This is a genomic window from Pedobacter sp. Leaf170 (assembly GCF_920984665.1).
Taxonomy (GTDB): domain Bacteria; phylum Bacteroidota; class Bacteroidia; order Sphingobacteriales; family Sphingobacteriaceae; genus Pedobacter.
The window spans coordinates 409,514-425,828 of sequence record NZ_CAKLBP010000004.1; the positions used below are offsets into that span (position 1 = coordinate 409,514).

The following is a 16,315-nucleotide window of genomic DNA, read 5'->3' on the forward strand; positions in this document are numbered from 1 at the left end:
ATATTCGCAGTATGTCGTCACACCATATTGTAAAAGAAAAACAAGAGCCTGCTTTATATATTGATGAGCTGGGAAATTTTAACGAAGAGCTTTTAGGTCAATTATTAGAATGGAGCCCTACACTTTTGGTTAATGGAGATAACTATGATAAAATTCAATCTTTAGGTATTAAGATTGATGTTTTAGTAAATGGAAAAGACGGTGATGGACAAGAGGACACTAAAGTTATTCAAGGTCCGGTTGATTCTTTTATGGTGGCAATAAACTACCTTGTGGGTGAGCAATATCCCGCAGCAAATGTTATTGCAGCAAAGTTCGATTTAGAAAAATTTGCTGGCTTTGAAGAAGACATTAATCTTGTAGTATTTACCGAAAAAGCTAAACATTACCCAATCAAATCTGGCTTTTCTGTTTGGAAACCTGCCGGAAGTGAATTTTTAATCCATGGCAATCGTTATTTGGAGGTAACTAACCTAATGCAAAGAGAAGACGAGATTTTTGAAGTTGTGAACGATGGCTTCGTAGAATTTACCTTTTCAGGAAATCCAATTTTTATTAGCGAACCCCTATGATAACCATCAGAAAAGCAAAAGAAGGTGATATAGAAATCATCAGATCGATTGCAGCCAATACCTGGCCAAGTGCATATTTGGAAATTATCGGACAAACACAAATAGATTATATGTTAGAGAAAATGTATAATCTGGCTGAACTGTTAAAGCAACTTATGGATGGGCACACTTTCCTTATCGCCGAAGATGGTGAAGCCGATGCAGGATTTGCCGGTTATTCGATAATTAACCACGACGAAAGAATCTACAAACTGCATAAGCTTTATGTTTTACCAACAGCGCATGGAAAGGGGATTGGAAAAATTTTGATTAATGAGGTTTTTAATCAGGTAAAAAACCTTGGTGCTTCCGCATTACAGCTCAACGTAAACAAACATAATAAGGCAAAAGATTTTTACCTTAAAGGAGGTTTTAATATTAAAGAATCTGTTGTATTAGATATTGGCGATGGATTTGTTATGGATGATTACGTGATGGAATATAAGTTTTAATGTAATAGCACCTAAAACGGTCGTCATTGCGAGGCACGAAGCAATCTTTATTCAGAGATTGCTTCGTGCCTCGCAATGACGAGATGTAGGAAATGAAAGCCACAGATTAGCAGATTAAAACTTAAATAATCTGTAAATCTGTGGCTTTAATATTTCCGCCCTTGGTTTGTGTCCTCACAGACCATATGAAAAGATTTTATAAAATAGATTGCTTCGTGCCTCGCAATGACGAGATGTAGGAAATGAAAGCCACAGATTTACAGATTAAAACTTAAATAATCTGTAAATCAGTGGCTTCTTAGTAACTAAATATTCAAAAATATAGCGTTGCTAGAAAACTACTTCATTGCGAGGCACGAAGCAATCTATCTTTCTCGTCTTGGAGATTGCTTCGTGCCTCGCAATGACGAAACTAGTCATAAATAAAAAACTATTGTTTCAATTTTGGAATCCTTGTTGGCGCATCCGTTCCGTTAACAATAGAAGTTGCGCTTTTTGCAATGGCCTTTATTGTAGAAAGAATATTCTCCACATCCAAAGTGCTGTATTCATCCTTTACTGTATGATAAAATTTGTCAATGTCAATCTGGTCAGTGCTGATTGTATGCGCCGGAACACCTAATGCAGCCAGTGTTGCATTATCACTTCTATAAAATAAATTCTGCTCTTTATAAGGATCAGGGTGGAAAGTAAATTCTGTTCCGGCTAGGTTTTTTTGTAAAATTTTGCCAAAGTCAGATTTATCGTAACCTGTAATAAAGGCTGTGTTTTTACCAAATTTAGAATCCTTACCAATCATTTCGATATTAAACATGGCTACCACATCATCAGGATTTAATTTCTCTGAAAAATATCTCGCACCAAAACCACCAATTTCTTCGGCCGTAAAAGCCACAAAAATTAATGTGCGTTCATTATTTTTTTGCGCTTTGTAATATTTCGCCAAGGCAATCATCGCAGTAGTTCCAGAAGCATCATCATCAGCTCCATTTCCAATACTATCGCCATCAACTGGTTTGGTTATACCTAAATGGTCGTAATGACCAGAAAACACAACCAATTCTTTTTCTTTTGATTTACCAGGAATCATTCCCGCAACATTAAATAGAGGAAGCTTTTCTACTTTGTTTTTAACTTCAGCACTAAATTCTTTTGCTTCACTTAAACCCAAAACAAAAATTGTGGCATCCGGTGTTGGCGATTGAGCATCTTTTTCATCTATAATAGCGCCACGATTTAAAAATGATTTATAACGTTTAAAATCAGCCGCAAATTTTGCATCAACCAAAACAACTTGCTTTTTACCCGGGCGGCTAAGTGATCGATATTGAGCTGCAAAAGTTTTTGTAGTATCTAATTTAATTATACCGTCAGCGCTAGTCTGGTCAAATAGTATTGATGGAGATTTTGTCCAAACCAAAATATTTTCTTGCGGAATAGTCTTTCCATCAATAACCAGTTTTGTTGGCTCTGGTGTTAACCTTACTTTATAAAAAGTCTGACGGAAAGTGCTTTCTCCATTAAGCGGTTTTAAGCCTATTTTTTTAAATTCCGACTCGATAAAAGTAGCTGCCTTATCAATACCTGGCGTAAATGTTCCGCGACCTTCCATTGCATCGCTACTTAAAGTTTTGATTAAATGGTCGGTATATTCCCGTGTTATTATTTTATCAATATTTTGAGCGCTCAACTGTAAAGTTGCCATCCCGGCTAGCGCTACAAGAAAAATTTTCTTCATTATTATATATCCTTTTTATTATTTAGATTTCACTTGCGAGTTTAACCAATTATCCCTAAAAATCTGCATTTCTTTTGTTAAACTGCCTCCAGTTTTTTCTATAGATACAATTTCTAAAACCGGATTTTCTGTAAATGTAAGTTTTGTTGTTTTATTAACACCATAATAGGAATATGTCACCTCTACAACATCGCCTGGCTTATGTGTTTCAGTTACTTTATTTAACGCCGCCTGATCTTTAATTTCCACACCATCGATTGTTAAAAGCAAAGCACCAAAATCTAGACCAGCATCATATGCAGGCGTTCCGGTCAAAGTTTGTGGAACAATTGCTTTTCCATCTTCAAAAGTTACCCTTCCAATTCCTGTAGAAGCTTTGCCAGCATTGGCTTTACGTAAAACATAGCCAGCATTTAATAGCAATTTTGCGTAGTCATTTTTTTCCGTTCCGTAAATGTATCTTTTAAAGAAATCTGTGGCAAAAGCTGGGTTCTTTGTCAAAATCCCTAATGTTTTTTCTAAATCAGGTATGGTATATGCAATTTCTGGTTTGCCATAAGCTTTCCAAAGCGCCCGCATGTAATCATCAAGCGTTAGCTTAAATTCAGCACGCAACCTTAAATCCAAGGCTAAAGCTGTGGCAGCACCATAAGTGTAATAAGAAAGGAAAATATTGTTTTTATTGGTTTGGTCGATAGCAACGCCTGCATCAGCAAAAACCGCATAGCGACTCGCTTCTACCGGCGAGAAGTTTTTAGCACCGGGTGAATTTAAAACCGCATTTGCCAAACCACTAAATGTTTGAGCGGCATTTTCAACAGATTTAAATCCTGCCCGGGTTAGAAGTAAATTACCATAATATTGGGTAAAACCTTCTGCCAGCCAAAGTTCATTACTGATATTTGAATGTGTAAAATCAAATGGTTCTAATGTTTTCGGGCGAAGTCGTTCTACATTCCAGCTGTGAAAATATTCATGAGAAAATGTGCCCAATAAATTGGATTCGTAACCTTCAATTTTTGGTGTCCGCTGAACAACTATTGTAGAATTTCGGTGCTCCATTCCATCGCCTGCATAATTTGGATAAACATCGTGCAAGAAATAGTAATTGCCGTAATCATATATCGGAAACTCTCCCCAAACTGCATAATGCTCATTAACCATTTTTTTAAGCATTTCTGCATAATTATCTATAGCTTTTTGATCATCTTTTGAGTGCGAAACCAAATGAATGTTTTGCATTTTACCATCCTTATTTTTTACTTGCCAGTTTGCTGTTTTATAATCCGCTATTTCGGTAGGGCTATCCATAAAATACTGCAAATTGGCAGCATAATACGTATCATTTCCCATTGGTTTTAATTGCGTTGCAACTTTCCAGTTTAATTTCTCAGCGTAGTTAAATTTTATAATCCGCGGACGAGCATCCATACCAACCGGGAAAGCAAAAGTTGCCGGAATATTCATGTGGGCATGTGTTTCATCAAAACCCGCATACGTACCATCTATCCAATTGCCAAAAAGGGTGTAAGTAATTTTAACATTTTTACCATGCTCTGCAATTTCGTATTCATCGCCTGCCGGCTGAATAATTTTTAAAGCCTTTCCACTTTCATTAAAAGCTTTAAAATTATAAACGTTTTTGCCAAACTCATGCGTAGCATACCTTCCGGGAGAAGAACGGCTCAGTCTAACCTTTAATTTACCTGCCGGGATATTTGGAATTTCTATCGAAATTTGAGCTTCGTGATGGATTGCGTTAGGAAAAGAAATGCTGTAACGAATTTCATTTTGCGCAGCAGCTCCAAAAGATAAGAGCATAATTGCAACTGCCCCAATAATTTTTTTCATCTGTATATAATGTTTTTAATGGAGATGAAGCTATCAGAATTATTCATATCACTGGTTTGGTATGAAAAATCATGATGGTTTCATAAGAATAATTTGATGGCCTTAAAATAAGAAAAAATGGAAGATGAATTATCAAAAAATGGAAGATGGAAAATGTGATATGTAGAATGGAAGATGTTTTTTGGATAATGGATGATGTAAATTACATATCTTCCATCGCACATTTTCCATGTTACGTCCTAGCTGTTCCTTTTTCCGTCCCACATCTTACATCCTTTATTCTCCGTCCCAATCGTACTTTTCTAAATCGCGATAGGCTTTTCCTTTGATGATTTCTTTTCTTTTAGAAGATTCTGCATCAACCTTAGTTTCATGGATATTATCTGCAACTTCCATTCTAAAATCTTTATGCTTTTTTGATTCGTAAATATCGGCTTCATCGCCATCTGCGGTTACATAATCATAAGGACCGCGGGCACTCATCAGTTTTACAAAAACCGGTAAACATTCAAAGAAAATAAATAACAGACCAATAAAAGTGACAGCAAGTGCCGTATTATTATCTCTTGTGCCATCAGCATTGAAAGAAAGCTGCCCAAGCGCCCAGTTTCTATCGGCAAAGCCAGCGATGTTTGCAAGGCTATCCAATTGTTTTGCCGTATAAAGTTTTTCGGTAAATAGGCCATCAAAATCCTTTCGTTTATCAATAAATGATTCTGATTTATTGATGTTTGCTTTTAAGCTATCCAGCTCTGCTGTGCGTTGCTTAATTTCGGTTTCCTTCCTTTTAGCGTACGGACCATAACCCATTACACCTGAAGTTTCGTTGGTTTTATTGCCGAATATTTCGAAATTAAGTTTTTGTCTATCGGTTTTAATCCCTTTTTCTAAACTATCTCTGGTTGCCTTTTGCTGGTTCAAACGTCCAAATTCTACCTGATATTTTTTTTCAAAAGCTTTATTGAGCGTATCTATTTTTTTTCTTTGTCCGTTAAGGTAACTAACCTTTAACCGTTCTTTAATTTCTTTATCAAAAATCTTTAACTCAATTGGGCGGGAAATTACAATCCCAATCATTATCGCTAACAAAATACGTGGTGTTGCCTGTAAAATCTGCTTGTTTGTAGTTGCGCTTTTATTTATGCTCGATACAATGTATCTATCCATATTAAAAATTGCAGCACCCCATAAAAAGCCAAAAATTAAGGCAAAAAATACAGCCAAATCATCGCCTTTAAAAACGAAATACATGGCATAACCGCCAGAAAGCGCAGCAAATAATCCGGTAAAAAAGATAGTTGCACCAATGCCTGTATATTTATTTTGCTCAGTAGAATATTTTTCTAGTGTGGGGATGTGCGCACCAGAACAAAACCAAAAAAATCGGTTAAGCTTGTTCATAAGAATATTTTATAGTTAAACGCCCAAGCAATTAAGTTGTTACAGTTTTAAACCATTTATTTTTGCTGTAGAGTGCTTAACCCATATAATTATACACCATACAAACAAAAGCATTGTTGTACCTTGAAGTAATTTATATAAGTTTGTAAAAATAATTTTCACATGAAAGAAATATCAGTACAGGAACTAAAACAGAAAATCGATAATAAGGAAGATTTTCAATTAATTGATGTTCGCGAAACGTTTGAATATGAGGTTTCTAACCTTGATGGAGAGAACATCCCTTTGGGCGGTATATTAATTGAGGCTGATAAAATCTCGAAAGATAAACCAGTTATTATTCAGTGCCGTAGTGGTAAAAGAAGTGCTGCAGCTGTAATGCAATTAGAATCTCAATACGGTTTCGAAAATCTATATAATTTAAAAGGTGGCATTTTGGCTTGGCAAGAGGCTTACGACCCAAATATGCCGGTTTATTAAATAATTAATATAAAAATCTCAATTATCAAACTTGGTAAATTGCATACTAAGCCTATACGGATTTGATAATTGAGATTTGATTATTGTACATTAATCCTTAAAAAAATTTTTCATTGTGGGAAAAAAAATTGCTTTAAATATATTTTACAACCTTGCAATTATTCTTTCGGTTATTGGTGTGGTTTGGTGCTACAATAACCATAAATATTTACCCGGAGCATTTCTTGTTGGTACTGCGGCCTGTTTTCTTTATTTCAAAGTTCAGTTAATGAAACAGATTAGGAAAACGTATCAGGAAAAAGACCAGAAGTAACACCTTCTAAACCCAAGCCTGGCAGAGGTTTTAAAATATACCTTCCATTCTGAAAGTCAAGATCCTTAAAAGGATTATTTTTAGTTAAAAAAGGTCCGTCTAAATCTGCCCAATTACAAAGGGGCGCCAAAGCCGCAGCCGCCAAGGTAGCACAACTGGTTTCGCTCATACAACCAATCAATACTTTCATTCCAAAAGAACGGGCTTTTAAAATCATTTGATGGCCTTCATACATTCCGCAGCTTTTCATCAACTTTACGTTTATGCCATGGTAAGCGCCTTTCAGATTATCCATGTCTGCCAAACGTTGCATGGCTTCATCAGCTAATAAAGGAATGGGGCTACGCTCCGTTAACCATGCATTGCCTTCGATATTATTCTTATCCATTGGTTGCTCAATCAACACAACACCCTGGCTATGCAACCAGTAAATTAAATCGATGGCTTTGATTTTATCTGCCCAGCCCTGGTTTGCATCAACATATAGTGGAACATCGGTAATACTGCGAATCGTTTCTATGATTTCTTTATCATTATCTCGACCAAGTTTAACCTTTATCACTTTGAAATTTTCAGCATCCTTTAGCTTTTCCCTAATCACATCCGGAGTATCGATACCAATTGTATAAGAAGTTACAGGCATTTTATCAGGATTTGCTCCGTAAATTTCGTAACAAGGTTTATTTAAAATTTTTCCGTTGATGTCATTCAAAGCGATATCAATTGCAGCTTTAATTGCCGGTTGTCCGGGCGCTACACTATCTAAATAGGCAATAATTTCTTCAAAATTGAAAGGATATTTAATGCTATTCCAATCTACCAGTTTTAAAAATGCATTTGCGCTCTCATAACTCTCGCCCATGTAAGGCACCATAGATGCTTCTCCATAACCTATTACGCCATCAAAATCTATTTTTAAAAGCATTAAAGGTGTACTGGTACGCGTAAATTTCGATATCGAAAAAGGATGTTTTAATTCTAATTCAAACTGCTTGCAACTTATATTCATTATCAATCGTCTATAATATTATTAGAGTTATTAGCTCTACAGAAAGTATATTTGTTTTATTAACGCAAACCATTCCTGCCATGAAAAACATTTCAAGATTACGGTATTTTATTTATTTATCCTTAACAATTATTGGAGGATGTACCACAGGAAAAAAAGCCTTGCAAAAAGGCGATTATGATGCTTCAGTTTTAAAGGCAGTGAGCCGCTTACAGAATTCGCCCAAGAACAGCGAGGCACTAAGTGTTTTGCAAACGGCTTACAACTACGCATTGCAAGATCATTTAAGAAGGATTGAGGAAAGTAAAGTGACAAATGATTTGTACAAATGGGAAGCCGTGATGTACGATTATCATAAAATAAATCAGCTTGCTGAAGAGATAAACAGTTGCCCCGCTTGCTTAACCGTTGTTCCCAATCCATCAAAATATATTAAAGAACTTGATGAAAGTAAATACAATGCCGCTACAGCAAGGTATAATTCTGGCATTCAGTATTTAAATGCTAACAATCGTCAATCGGCCAAGAAAGCTTACTACGAATTTGAGAAAGTTCAGAATTTGCAGGCAAATTATAAGGATGTAAAAGCAAAAATGGACGATGCCTATTGGATGGCCGTTACCAGAGTTGTTGTGCAACCAATTTTCGTAAACAGCAGATTATATAAGTTAAGCGGCGATTATTTTCAACAACAAATTGATGGTTTTATGAGCGATTACTCCAGAAATAAATTTGTACTTTTTTATTCTGAGCAACAAGCTTCAAAGCAAAAAATTGTGCCAGACCAGGTTTTGAGTTTAAACTTTGATGATTTTATTGTTGGCCAAACTTATGTTAAGGAACGTGTTGAAAGACTAAAAAGAGATAGCATAGTGATTGGCGAAACCCGCGAAAGAAAACCCATTTACGGAACAGTAAAAGCTACATTAAGCATTTTTGAGAAAAATATATCTTCTTCTGGTTTATTGGATATGACGATTAGCGATTGGCAAAGCAAAAAAATAGTTCGCCAACAAAAGTTTCCTGGAACTTACATCTGGACGGATAGCTGGGCGAGTTATAAAGGCGATGATAGGGCATTAAGCAAACAACAATTGGCCATGACCAGAAGAAGAGAAGTTGTTCCGCCACCACCGGAAGCTTTATTTCTGGAATTTACAAAGCCAATTTATAATGATTTGGTAAACTCGATTAGCTATTTTTATAATAATCATTAACAATTACGTCATTGCGAGGCACGAAGCAATCTTGTATATGAGATTGCTTAGTGCCTCGCAATGACGACCTTTTCTTAAAGAAACAAAATCTATTTAAATCTGCGATTCTTATCAGCGAACATCCGCGGGAAAACTCAAGCTTCGTAATCCGAACGTTAAAATAATTAACCACCACAGAGCCATAAAAATATAATGGTTAATATTGCAGCGATGAATACCGGCTTATACAATCCATTCCAAAAATTCGATTTCCTTTACAAAAATTGCTTTCTAAGTGGCAGCACTTTTAAATCGCCATTAATTCAAATCCCTTTAATCCCGAAATGGTTATTGGAGCAGGCTGGTTTAAGTGGCGAAGAACAGATTCAGTTCTTAGATGAAAGCATTCGTTCATACAACAGCATTGTCATTCCGGTAAATGCAGAAGTAAACAAGCAATTTTTAAATCCACTGGAAAATAAAATTGAAAAAGCTTTTGAGGGCGGTTATGAATCCGTTTCGGCATTAAGCGAGCTGGATTTATTTAACTGGATTGGGAAGTTTCTTTATGGATTTGTGTATACAGAAATGCATGGCGCTTTACGTAAGGAAATGACCGCAGATGGACTGAACATGTCTCAATCTCTGATGATGAAATTTGCGAATTTGAATTTCATGATGCAGAATCTTTATACCAGCATTGAGTTCGAAAATTTTACGCCGTGGTCTATAAATGTTGTAAAATTAAGAAATCCTGAAACGCCTTTTAGCTTTCGCGATGAAATTAACACCTTAACATTCTCTTTAAAATTTAAAGATTTTGGCATCGTTGCCTGCTTGCAAGATAACGGCACAAACAACCGCTATCATCAGGAAATTATTAATGAAATAAAAGGTAAAAGTTTATCAGCAGAACAATTTGAAGAATTGACAGCAAGGTTTTATTATTCGGCTTACCTATTTAACCGCTTACCTGAATACACTTTTATGCCTGTTGAAGGTACAACTTACATAGAAGCCATGCCTTTGCGAGGCAACATGAGCAAACCTTTATTTGATGTTTGGCAACACAAAGTTTATGCTCAGGTGCTCGAAAATTTCTGGAAACCATGGGGTTATGTCAAATTCGAAATCATCAAAAACCCTGAAGAACCAATGAGCTTTTTTGAAAACCCTTGCTTACCTGTTGCCGGTTAAAATACCGATGAAATTCTGCAGGATTCCAGGCACAAAAATTATTGTAAAAATTAAACCCGTTAGTGCGCCGTAAAAGTGCGCATCGTGGTTTATGCCATCCCTTGAATTTTTAGAAGCATAAGCGCAGTATATTAAATAAATAAACCCAAATACTACAGCAGGAATTCCGATAGGGATAAACATGATGTATATTTTAGACATAGGGTTAAATAATATGTAACTGAAAAGCACGGCACTAATGGCGCCAGATGCACCTAAACTGTTATAATTAAAATTATCCTTATGCCTAAAAACGGTAGGTATATCGCTTAAAATTAAAGCTAAAAAATAGAGCAAACCAAATTGCCAGCTACCCATTAACCGCTCTAAAGTAAATGCAAAGGCATAAAAGGTAAACATGTTAAAAAACAAGTGCATCCAATCGGCATGTATTAAACCACTTGTAATTAAAGTAAATATGTTTTTCCCTTTCGATACACTATACGGATGTAACATAAACTTGCCGTAAACGCTATTATCGTAAAATGCATATAGACTGGTTACTACCGTAAAAACAAAGATTAAAGAGGCTACGGGTGCCATGTTGAAATACTCCATAATACTATTTTAAATCGAGTTTAACATCCCTCACTAACCGTGCCACGGGGTATCTGTTATGTGTTTTCTCGTAATAATCTGAATTTTTATAAACAAAATCTAACTGAGCCGAACTACTTTTGGCAAAGGTGGTATCGTTCAATTTTTTCTCTTCAAGCCTGGCTTTTAAAGCAGGGTTATTTTTTAAAAGTTCTGTAGCAGTATCTTCAAAAATATAAGCAGAAAAATGTTCCTTCATATCTAAAATAGAATCAAAAAAATTCCAGTTGAAGAATGAATCCGTTGCCTGTGGCTCAAGGGTTTCTACAATATAACGGTTTTCGGGTTGATTAACATAAACAACAAAATCACCTGCATAATATTGTATTTGCTGGTTTACAGCATTTAGTTTACCAGCATTATGTAGGTAATGTCCTTCATACGGACGAGTACCTGTCTTCATATCAGCGATATAATAACTCTCCACATTAAGTTTAACATCAGTTTTTAACTCATTTAATTTAACGTGGTTCAGTTTAAGCAAAGCGATAACCTTATCCCAAGCCTTTGGAATTATATAAGCTATTGGTTTTTCAATGCTTACCGAAGGCTCGTAATTATTGTATTGCTTTATGGTTTTGGTATAGGGCTTTGTTCTGTCATAATATAACCTATCGAAACCGCTCACGTTACTGGCCTTTTTAGCGCCTTCAAAACCTTTAAAAGAAATACTATCAAACTTATCTTTGTTCAGTTTCCATTCTAAAGGAAATGTTTTTTGCTTCGATACAAAATCATCTGCTTTGCGTTTATTTTCTCCAATCAGCTTTGCATCACGCTGTACAATTTTAACATAATTTGATAGAAGCTTATATGTTGCATCAACACGTAAATCAAAAGATTTAAGCATGTGCGTTTCGGGCATGAAACCGATAGAATTATGAAGGTTTGCATAACCGGTAGAATAACGTGGCGACTCTATAAAACCACTTATTCCGCTTTCTGGCGTTTCGCCTAACGAATTTACGTAAGGAACCATCGGATAGCCAAGTTGCTCCATACCTTTATATAAATCAGGAACCAGCGTAGACGTTAAATAACCTGATAATATTGAATTCAGCTTGTCTTTTTGAGTCGGGATTAAGGTCATCACATATTGATAATCCGAACCGTTACTGGTGTGCGTATCTACAAAAATCTCAGGTTTCCAGGTATTAAAAATTAATTGAAAAGCTGCAGAATTTTTCGAATCTGTTTTGATGAAATCGCGGTTTAAATCTAAATTTTTACTGTTTCCACGAAAGCCATAAGCTATTGGCCCATTTTGATTTGCTCTCGAAGTTCCAGTTCTGTTAAAACTCCCATCAATATTATATACAGGTATAATACAAATTACAACATCTTTCGGGAGTTGATTATTTTGCAACAAATCGCGGGCAAGCATCATCGATGCATCAATACCTTCAGGTTCGCCCGGATGAATACCGTTATTGATTAGCAAAACACGTTTATTAACTTTTTTAATCGAGATTGGATCAAAAATTTTATCTTTTGATAGAATTAACAAGTGCAAAGGCAACCCGAAATCGGTTGTACCGTAGGTTTGTAATTTTGCCTGCGGATATTTTTTGGCTAGCGCCCGGTAGTATGTAATAGCGGCTTTATAAGTTGTAGTTTCCTTTTTACCACTACTTTCGTATGGTGTTTGTTGTGCAAATGTTGGCAAACTTAAAAACAACAACCAAAACACGAAAGTATTTCTCATGTTAACAAGGATGAAGAATTTGAAATTATAAGGTTTTACGGTAAACTTTAATGTTTCCGAAATAATATTTAAACCCAATACTGTAAACGTTGAAAGTATCCGGGTCGTAATTTTTAAACTTAGTTGATGGGTCGTTGTAACCATCCAATCCTTCTCCAAAGGTAAAACTACTTTGGGCATTAATGTTCAAAACATAGCGAACATAACCATAGCCATCATTAATGTACCAGTTCATTCCAAAATTAACAGGCACCCATAAGTCAACACTTTTATCCTTACCCGGAAAAGGACCATAACCCGGATCGTATGCAGCCCAACTTGGTTTATAACGAACAATATCGGTAATATTATTTTTAACTGCTCCAATGCCTATACCGGCATAAAGGCCTTTAATGTTGTACAGGAAATTAGATTTATTATAATCTATTAACTCTCCGAGCATTAATTTTACATTAGCATTAATGCCTGTGTACTTATTTACAAACTGTCTGTTGTGTAGGTCGGTTGCAATATCACCACCCTGTACCATACCATACTGCGCCTCTAAGCCACCGGTAATAAAAGGTGTAAAATGATGGTCTAAATTGCCGTAAATGGTATAGCCCCAACCGCCCTCAACAACATCTGTTTTAGAGTAATTTGGTCCCGCACCTAAACCATAAGACCATTTGAAATAGTTTGATTGGGCGGATATTAAATTGGATGTGATAATTAAAAAAAAAGTTAGGGATATAATTTTTAGAGGCTTACAAATCATATAGTTTTTTTACAAAAATAAAATGTTTATTCAATATCCATAACTTTTTACCTTTGGAAAATGAATACTTATCAAAATATTAACGGGTCTTTAGAAAATAGGTTTATTAAATATGCAAAGATTGATACCCAGTCTGACCCAGAATCGCCAACATGCCCATCCACGATGAAGCAAAAGCACCTGGCAATTGAGTTGGTAAATGAATTGCTTGAAATGGGTATTGATGATGCACACATGGACGAACACGGTTACGTATATGCTACCATACCATCAACAACCGACAAAATTGTTCCGGTTATATGCTTTTGCTCGCACATGGATACCTCACCAGATTGTAGTGGCGAGCATGTTATGCCAATTATTCATAAAAATTACGATGGAAACGATATCATATTACCCGATGATGAATCGGTCGTTATTAAACTCACAGAACATAAAGATTTACAGCACCAGATAGGGAATGATATAATTACAGCAAGCGGAACAACCTTGCTCGGCGCCGACAATAAAGCTGGTGTTGCAGAAATAATGGAGGCAGCAGCTTTTTTTGAAAGTAATAAAGAGGTAAAACATGGCGTTATCAAAATATTATTTACACCCGATGAAGAAATTGGAAGAGGTGTTGATAAGGTAGATATTAAAAAATTAGCTGCTGATTTTGGTTATACCGTAGATGGTGAAACTTTAGGTTCTATTGAAGATGAAACGTTCTCTGCAGATGGGGCAACATTAACAATTAATGGTGTTAGTAGTCATCCAGGGTTTGCGAAAGGCAAAATGGAAAGTGCCATTAAAATACTTGCAGAAATTATTGATAAATTACCAAAAGAAACCTTAACGCCGGAAACTACAGAGCTTAAAGAAGGTTTTGTTCATCCGGTAGGTATTAAAGGGCATGTGGAGCAAGCAGAGGCACAGTTTATTATTCGCGATTTTACGGATGAAAAACTAGAAGCTCATGCAACCGTTATAAAAAATGTTGCTGAAGAAGTTTTGAAGAATTATCCAAATTCGACCTACAAATTAGCTGTTAATGCACAATATCGAAATATGAAGCAAATATTGGATAAACACCCAAAAATTGTTGAGTATGGCGTAATGGCAATTGAAAGAGCAGGTATAAAAGCCAAAAAGCAAAGCATTCGCGGTGGAACGGATGGCTCTCGCCTATCATATATGGGATTACCTTGCCCTAATATTTTTGCCGGAGAGCATGCATTTCACAGTAAGCAAGAATGGGTAAGTGTTCAGGATATGGAGAAAGCCGTACAAACCATCATAAATATTGCTTGTATCTGGGAAGAGCACAGCTAATCATTTTATGAAAACCAATACAATTAAATTCGAATTGTTTATTTTTAAGGATAGATGATAACATTAGAAAACGATTTTTTAAAAGCGAACATCGCGGTAGAAGGCGCTGAGCTACAAAGTTTATATAGTAAGGAAACCAACATAGAGTACATGTGGAATGGCGATGCAAATTATTGGGCAAAGCACAGCCCGGTTCTATTTCCTATTGTAGGCTCGCTAAAAAACAATAGCTATAGTTTTAAAGATAAAGAATATGAATTACCTCGTCATGGATTTGCCAGAGATTATACCTTTAAGGCCGAAAAATTAAGTAATACAGAAGCAGTGTTTACTTTATCCTACAGCGAAGAAACGCTTAAAAACTATCCTTTTAAATTCGAACTGAAGTTAACTTATCAGATTATTGAGCGTAAACTCGTTTTAAATTATACAGTTAAAAACACAGATACCAAAAAGATATATTTTTCTATTGGTGCTCACCCTGCATTTGCTGTGCCAAATACACCAGATACCAATTACGAAGATTATTATTTGGCATTTAATGAAGATGAAAAACTAACCTATTGGAAACTGCAAGATGGGTTGGTATCAAACGAAACCGAAACTATTGAATTAAGCAGGCATCGATTAAATTTAAGACACGATTTGTTTTATAATGATGCATTGGTATTTAAATCCCTGCAAAGCAATTGCATAAGTTTACTAAATAATAAAAATGATTATGGATTACATTTTCATTTTGATGATTTTCCATACTTTGGGATTTGGGCGGCCAAAGATGCATCATTTATTTGCCTTGAACCATGGTGTGGCGTTGCCGATAGCGTAAACCATAATCAAAAACTCACTCAAAAAGAAGGCATTATTAAGTTGGAAACCGGAAAAAACTGGAGCCGTTTTTGGGAAGTGGAATGTTTTTAGTTCCTCCCATTAAACATAATCCACTTTACCCTTGTAATAAAAGACAACACTGTTATCGAAGCTATGGCTAATCCCAAAAGAAGCGTTTTAGAATAGTTTCTCCACCAAAGCCTTAATAAACAAACGGCTGGTGGCCTTTTAAGCCAGCGGTTTGCTATTTACGGATAATTACTATTCTAGATGTTTAAATCAGTTCTATTAAAGAAGTATCTGTCCTCCGCATTCCTTATGTTACTTTTTTCCTGCCAGAAGAAAAGATTAATAACTCCGGCACCAACTAAAATCGAAATTACGATGAAGCTTGGTTTTATTTAAATAATAAGGACCCCACTAATGCTTTCATTAAATTCTATACAGTTGCCACCTTAGGTACACATATTCGAGCTTAAAAAATTTAGCATAATTTAACATGATAGGCTTAATCATAACCTTGATATGAAATATCAAAAAAGATTTGGTTTTGAAAACGAAAGCTGGTTTTTCATCGGTCCATCCAGCCCTGCTGTTGTTCCAATCTTTTTGATGATTGGCAGCAGAAGTTATAGAAAAGCCTGTGCACTCAAAAAGGATTTCCACGCCATCAGGTTTAGCTGGCCTGGTCTGCTGCGTAAGCCTACGACCAACCCATCTTGACTTAACTTGTTTTGACTGTTAATTTTGATTAAAAATCATGATATGAAAAAACCAGTTTTACAGTCAAACGAAATGTTTCCCCATGTTGAGGCCTGGATGTC

At 35.7% G+C, this 16,315-nt stretch carries 16 protein-coding genes; 9 read left to right on the forward strand and 7 right to left on the reverse strand.

All coding sequences use genetic code 11. From position 1 onward, the window contains the following. The first annotated feature begins 11 nt into the window (after window positions 1-11). On the forward strand, window positions 12-572 hold the full coding sequence (locus tag LUA90_RS12590) for a thiamine pyrophosphokinase (protein ID WP_231491181.1): 561 nt from the start codon (window positions 12-14) through the stop codon (window positions 570-572). Beyond that, window positions 569-1,063 carry a GNAT family N-acetyltransferase gene (locus LUA90_RS12595; RefSeq protein WP_231491182.1) on the forward strand — a complete coding sequence of 165 codons (495 nt, stop codon included), beginning with the start codon at window positions 569-571 and terminating at the stop codon, window positions 1,061-1,063. The genes LUA90_RS12590 and LUA90_RS12595 overlap by 4 nt, the downstream gene beginning before the upstream one ends. 430 nt (window positions 1,064-1,493) lie before the next feature. Here the strand turns inward: LUA90_RS12595 and LUA90_RS12600 are convergent, their stop codons facing one another. The 3 genes from LUA90_RS12600 to LUA90_RS12610 all read right to left on the reverse strand — a co-directional run bounded on the left by LUA90_RS12600 (window position 1,494) and on the right by LUA90_RS12610 (window position 6,053). Next, a complete protein-coding gene (locus tag LUA90_RS12600) occupies window positions 1,494-2,801 on the reverse strand; it encodes a M20/M25/M40 family metallo-hydrolase (protein WP_231491183.1) in 1,308 nt (435 codons plus the stop codon). Between the two features lie 18 nt (window positions 2,802-2,819). Continuing rightward, window positions 2,820-4,652: a M61 family metallopeptidase gene (locus tag LUA90_RS12605; RefSeq protein WP_231491184.1), complete on the reverse strand. Its 1,833-nt coding sequence runs from the start codon at window positions 4,650-4,652 to the stop codon at window positions 2,820-2,822. 276 nt (window positions 4,653-4,928) lie between these two features. Continuing rightward, complete coding sequence (locus LUA90_RS12610; protein WP_231491185.1) at window positions 4,929-6,053, reverse strand: DUF4407 domain-containing protein; 1,125 nt, start codon at window positions 6,051-6,053, stop codon at window positions 4,929-4,931. A gap of 162 nt (window positions 6,054-6,215) precedes the next feature. On the opposite strand from LUA90_RS12610, the gene LUA90_RS12615 reads away from it, so the two are divergent. Beyond that, window positions 6,216-6,533 (forward strand): rhodanese-like domain-containing protein, encoded by a 318-nt coding sequence (locus LUA90_RS12615; RefSeq protein WP_231460632.1) that lies wholly within the window; start codon window positions 6,216-6,218, stop codon window positions 6,531-6,533. A gap of 178 nt (window positions 6,534-6,711) precedes the next feature. Then, window positions 6,712-6,846, forward strand: a complete 135-nt coding sequence (locus LUA90_RS12620) for a DUF6358 family protein (RefSeq protein ID WP_231491197.1) — start codon at window positions 6,712-6,714, stop codon at window positions 6,844-6,846. On the opposite strand, the gene LUA90_RS12625 is transcribed toward LUA90_RS12620, so the two are convergent. After that, a complete protein-coding gene (locus tag LUA90_RS12625) occupies window positions 6,812-7,855 on the reverse strand; it encodes a dipeptide epimerase (protein ID WP_231491186.1) in 1,044 nt (347 codons plus the stop codon). The two genes, LUA90_RS12620 and LUA90_RS12625, sit on opposite strands and share 35 nt — an antisense overlap. An 80-nt stretch (window positions 7,856-7,935) precedes the next feature. Here LUA90_RS12625 and LUA90_RS12630 point away from each other — a divergent pair, with 80 nt between their 5' ends. Together LUA90_RS12630 and LUA90_RS12635 are read left to right on the forward strand one after the other, a co-directional pair. Beyond that, complete coding sequence (locus LUA90_RS12630) at window positions 7,936-9,072, forward strand: hypothetical protein (RefSeq protein ID WP_231491187.1); 1,137 nt, start codon at window positions 7,936-7,938, stop codon at window positions 9,070-9,072. Window positions 9,073-9,264: 192 nt separating this feature from the next. Further along, complete coding sequence (locus tag LUA90_RS12635) at window positions 9,265-10,248, forward strand: hypothetical protein (RefSeq protein ID WP_231491188.1); 984 nt, start codon at window positions 9,265-9,267, stop codon at window positions 10,246-10,248. Here the strand turns inward: LUA90_RS12635 and LUA90_RS12640 are convergent. Genes LUA90_RS12640 through LUA90_RS12650 form a run of 3 tightly spaced genes read right to left on the reverse strand, consistent with a single transcriptional unit; the run spans window position 10,231 to window position 13,346 of the window. Next, entirely contained in the window at window positions 10,231-10,845 is a 615-nt protein-coding gene (locus LUA90_RS12640) for a rhomboid family intramembrane serine protease (RefSeq protein ID WP_231460637.1), read from the reverse strand. The genes LUA90_RS12635 and LUA90_RS12640 overlap by 18 nt on opposite strands. A 4-nt stretch (window positions 10,846-10,849) precedes the next feature. Then, complete coding sequence (locus tag LUA90_RS12645) at window positions 10,850-12,589, reverse strand: M14 family zinc carboxypeptidase (protein ID WP_231491189.1); 1,740 nt, start codon at window positions 12,587-12,589, stop codon at window positions 10,850-10,852. A gap of 25 nt (window positions 12,590-12,614) precedes the next feature. Next, window positions 12,615-13,346, reverse strand: a complete 732-nt coding sequence (locus LUA90_RS12650) for a hypothetical protein (RefSeq protein ID WP_231491190.1) — start codon at window positions 13,344-13,346, stop codon at window positions 12,615-12,617. 60 nt (window positions 13,347-13,406) lie between these two features. Here LUA90_RS12650 and pepT point away from each other — a divergent pair, with 60 nt between their 5' ends. The 3 genes from pepT to LUA90_RS12665 all read left to right on the forward strand — a co-directional run bounded on the left by pepT (window position 13,407) and on the right by LUA90_RS12665 (window position 16,214). Next, complete coding sequence (gene pepT / locus LUA90_RS12655; protein WP_231491191.1) at window positions 13,407-14,660, forward strand: peptidase T; 1,254 nt, start codon at window positions 13,407-13,409, stop codon at window positions 14,658-14,660. A gap of 54 nt (window positions 14,661-14,714) precedes the next feature. Next, window positions 14,715-15,581: an aldose 1-epimerase family protein gene (locus LUA90_RS12660; RefSeq protein WP_231491192.1), complete on the forward strand. Its 867-nt coding sequence runs from the start codon at window positions 14,715-14,717 to the stop codon at window positions 15,579-15,581. A gap of 435 nt (window positions 15,582-16,016) precedes the next feature. Continuing rightward, the gene (locus tag LUA90_RS12665) at window positions 16,017-16,214 is read left to right on the forward strand and encodes a hypothetical protein (RefSeq protein ID WP_231491193.1); all 198 of its coding nucleotides are present in this window, start codon (window positions 16,017-16,019) and stop codon (window positions 16,212-16,214) included. Window positions 16,215-16,315 lie beyond the last annotated feature (101 nt).

Coding starts and splice junctions, on each gene's coding strand:
- LUA90_RS12595 (WP_231491182.1), top strand. CDS start 569: ATGATAACCATCAGAAAAGCAAAAGAAGGTGATATAGAAATCATCAGA.
- LUA90_RS12600 (WP_231491183.1), bottom strand. CDS start 2,801: ATGAAGAAAATTTTTCTTGTAGCGCTAGCCGGGATGGCAACTTTACAG.
- LUA90_RS12615 (WP_231460632.1), top strand. CDS start 6,216: ATGAAAGAAATATCAGTACAGGAACTAAAACAGAAAATCGATAATAAG.
- LUA90_RS12645 (WP_231491189.1), bottom strand. CDS start 12,589: ATGAGAAATACTTTCGTGTTTTGGTTGTTGTTTTTAAGTTTGCCAACA.
- LUA90_RS12640 (WP_231460637.1), bottom strand. CDS start 10,845: ATGGAGTATTTCAACATGGCACCCGTAGCCTCTTTAATCTTTGTTTTT.
- LUA90_RS12665 (WP_231491193.1), top strand. CDS start 16,017: ATGAAATATCAAAAAAGATTTGGTTTTGAAAACGAAAGCTGGTTTTTC.
- LUA90_RS12610 (WP_231491185.1), bottom strand. CDS start 6,053: ATGAACAAGCTTAACCGATTTTTTTGGTTTTGTTCTGGTGCGCACATC.
- LUA90_RS12590 (WP_231491181.1), top strand. CDS start 12: ATGTCGTCACACCATATTGTAAAAGAAAAACAAGAGCCTGCTTTATAT.
- LUA90_RS12635 (WP_231491188.1), top strand. CDS start 9,265: ATGGTTAATATTGCAGCGATGAATACCGGCTTATACAATCCATTCCAA.
- LUA90_RS12630 (WP_231491187.1), top strand. CDS start 7,936: ATGAAAAACATTTCAAGATTACGGTATTTTATTTATTTATCCTTAACA.
- LUA90_RS12625 (WP_231491186.1), bottom strand. CDS start 7,855: ATGAATATAAGTTGCAAGCAGTTTGAATTAGAATTAAAACATCCTTTT.
- LUA90_RS12660 (WP_231491192.1), top strand. CDS start 14,715: ATGATAACATTAGAAAACGATTTTTTAAAAGCGAACATCGCGGTAGAA.
- LUA90_RS12650 (WP_231491190.1), bottom strand. CDS start 13,346: ATGATTTGTAAGCCTCTAAAAATTATATCCCTAACTTTTTTTTTAATT.
- pepT (WP_231491191.1), top strand. CDS start 13,407: ATGAATACTTATCAAAATATTAACGGGTCTTTAGAAAATAGGTTTATT.
- LUA90_RS12605 (WP_231491184.1), bottom strand. CDS start 4,652: ATGAAAAAAATTATTGGGGCAGTTGCAATTATGCTCTTATCTTTTGGA.